The 3,036-nt window shown below is 77.4% G+C and carries 2 protein-coding genes; both read left to right on the top strand.

Annotated features, from left to right (window positions below; all coding sequences use genetic code 11):
• Positions 1-2,351: FAD-binding and (Fe-S)-binding domain-containing protein (locus tag B4M60_RS15285; protein ID WP_291085995.1), on the top strand; the 2,351-nt coding region annotated here is incomplete at its 5' end.
• Positions 2,348-3,036: aldehyde dehydrogenase family protein (locus tag B4M60_RS15290; RefSeq protein ID WP_291085998.1), on the top strand; the 689-nt coding region annotated here is incomplete at its 3' end. The genes B4M60_RS15285 and B4M60_RS15290, both read left to right, overlap by 4 nt.

A 3,036-nucleotide genomic window follows, 5' to 3' on the forward strand; every position in this document is an offset into this window, starting at 1 on the left:
CCGCCGCCGCGCGCGCCGGGCACCTCACCGCGCAGCTGCGCGACCTCGCCTCCGACCACCTGGCCGCGATCCGGACCGAGCTCGGGCGCCTCCCCCGCCAGGTCTCCGGCTACCACCTCCGGCACCTGCTGCCCGAGGAGGGCTTCGACGTCGCCCGCTCGCTCGTCGGCTCGGAGGGCACCTGCGCGATCGTCGCCGCCGCGACCATGCGGATCGTCCCCCGCGCCGAGCGGACCGGGCTCCTGGTGGTGGGGTACGCCGACGTCGTGGACGCCGCCCGGGACGTCCCCGCGATCCTGCGGTACGGCCCCACGGCGGTCGAGGGGATCGACGAGGTGATCGTGGCGACCATGCGGGAGCGCCGCGGCGCGGACGCGGTCGCCGACCTGCCCGCCGGGCGGGCGTGGCTCTTCGTGGAGCTCGACGGCCCCGACGACCGGGTGGCCGAGCTGGGGGACGGGCTGGTCCGCGGCGGCCACGCGCTCGAGGCGCTCGTCGTGGCCGACCCCGCCGCCCGCGCCGACCTGTGGCGGGTGCGCGAGGACGGAGCCGGGCTCAGCTCGCGGCTCACCGACCCCGCCACCGGCGCGACCATCGAGTCATGGCCGGGCTGGGAGGACTCGGCGGTGCCGCCCGGGCGCCTGGCGGACTACCTCGCGGAGTTCCGGGACCTGCTCGGCCTGCACGGACTCACCGGCGTGATGTACGGGCACTTCGGCGCCGGCTGCATGCACATCCGCATCTCGTTCGACCTGCGCAGCGAGGACGGCCGGGCCGTGTTCCGCGCCTTCTGCACCGACGCCGCCCACCTCGCGGTGCGCCACGGGGGCTCGCTGTCCGGCGAGCACGGGGACGGCCGCGCCCGCTCCGAGCTCCTGCCGATCATGTACACGCCGGAGATGCTCGGCGCGTTCGAGCGCTTCGCCAGGGCCTGGGACCCGGCCGGGATCCTCGCTCCCGGCGGGATGACGGCCACCCGGCCCTTGGACGCCGACCTCGCGCTGGCCGGGGTCCCCGACCGCCGCGCCCCGCGCGACCTCGGCCTGCTCACGTCCCCGGACGGCGCCCACCCGGTCCAGGCCTGCATCGGGGTGGGCCGCTGCCGCACCTCCACCGGCGGCGTGATGTGCCCGTCCTTCCGCGCCACCGGCGACGAGAAGGACTCCACCCGCGGCCGCGCCCGCGTCCTCCAGGAGGTGGTCCGCGGCACGCTGCCGATCGACGACCCGGCGGTCGAGGACTCGCTCGCGCTGTGCCTGGCGTGCAGGGCGTGCTCCTCGGACTGCCCGACCGGCGTCGACATGGCCGCCTTCAAGTCCGAGGCCCTGCACCTCCGCTACAGGCGTCGAGTCCGCCCCCGGGCCCACTACTCCCTCGGCCTGCTCCCGCTGTGGCTGCGCGGGACCGCGCGGGCCGCCGGGCCCCTCAACGCCGCGCTCGGCACCCGGGCGGGCCGCGCCGCCGCGCGACTGGGCGGCATTACCGCGGAGCGCGCCCTGCCCCGCTTCACCTCCGCCCGCGCGCTGCGCGACGAGCTGGCCCGCGTGCCCGCCGGCGTGTGGACCGTCCGCGAACCGCCGCCGGGGCGGACCTCCGCCGAGGTCGTGCTGTTCCTCGACTCGTTCACCCGCGGGCTGCGGCCCGCCGTCGCCGGCGCCGCCGCCCGCGTCCTCGGCGGCGCGCACGCCTCGGTGGCCTGCAGCGCCGGCCACTGCTGCGGCCTGACCCACGTCACCACCGGCCGGCTGGACGCGGCCCGCCGCACCATGAGCCGGACCGCCCGGCACCTCGACGCCATCCGCGGGCCGGGCGGGCAGGAGGTCCCCGTCGTCGTCGTCGAACCCTCCTGCGCCGCCACCCTCCGCGAGGACCTCCCCCGGCTCCTGCGCGACAGTCCGGACGCGGCGGCCGCGCGCCGCGTGGCCGCCCGCGTCCGCTCCGCCGCCGACCACGTGGGCCGACTCGCCGCCGAGGGCCGCGCCCCCGCGTGGCCCGGCGGGCACGCCCCGGACCGGGTGACCGTCCAGACCCACTGCCACGAGTACGCGACCTTCGGCAACCGCGTCCAGCGCGCGACCCTCACCGCGCTGGGCGTGGGCTCGGTCCGCGAGGCCACCGGCTGCTGCGGCGTCGCCGGCGACTTCGGGTTCACCGCCGGCCACGAGGCCGTCACCGCCGCGATCGCCGAGCAGTCCCTGGCCCCCGCCCTGCGCGCCGACCCCGACGCGCCCGTCCTCACCGACGGGGTCTCGTGCGCCACCCAGGTCGAGCACCTGGGCCGCACCGGCCACCACCTGTTCGAGCTCCTCGACCCGGACCCCGCCCCGTCACCCGCCAGGAGGCACACATGACCCGAACCGCAGCCGACATCATCGCCGACCTCGGCACCGGCGTGCACATCGACGGCCGGTGGCGCGACGCCGCCTCGGGCGCCACGTTCGAGGTGCACAACCCGGCCACCGGGGAGGTCGTGGCGACCGTTGCCGACGGCGGACCCGACGACGCGGCCGCCGCGATCGAGGCCGCCGGGCGGACCCAGGCCTCGTGGGGAGCCGTCCCCGCGCGCGAGCGGGCCGAGATCCTGCGGCGAGCGTACGAGCTGCTCATCGAGCGCGCCGACGAGCTCGCGCTGATCATGACCACCGAGATGGGCAAGCCGCTGGCCGAGGCGCGCGGCGAGGTGGCCTACGGCGCCGAGTTCCTCCGCTGGTTCTCCGAGGAGGCCTGCCGCATCCGCGGCGACGCCCGCCGCTCCCCCGACGGCAACACCCGGCTGCTGGTGACCTCCGAGCCGGTGGGGCCGTGCATCCTCGTCACCCCGTGGAACTTCCCGCTGGCCATGGCCACCCGCAAGATCGGCCCCGCGGTCGCCGCCGGCTGCACGATGGTGTTCAAGCCCGCCGAGCTCACCCCGCTGACCTCGCTGTACCTGGTGGACCTGCTGCGCGAGGCCGGGCTTCCCGCCGGCGTCCTCAACGTGGTGTGCACGACCTCCCCCGGTGGCGTGGTGGAGCCGTGGATCGACTCGGGGATCGC

Source organism: Dietzia sp. UBA5065, from assembly GCA_002415925.1.
Taxonomy (GTDB): Bacteria; Actinomycetota; Actinomycetes; order Mycobacteriales; family Mycobacteriaceae; genus Dietzia.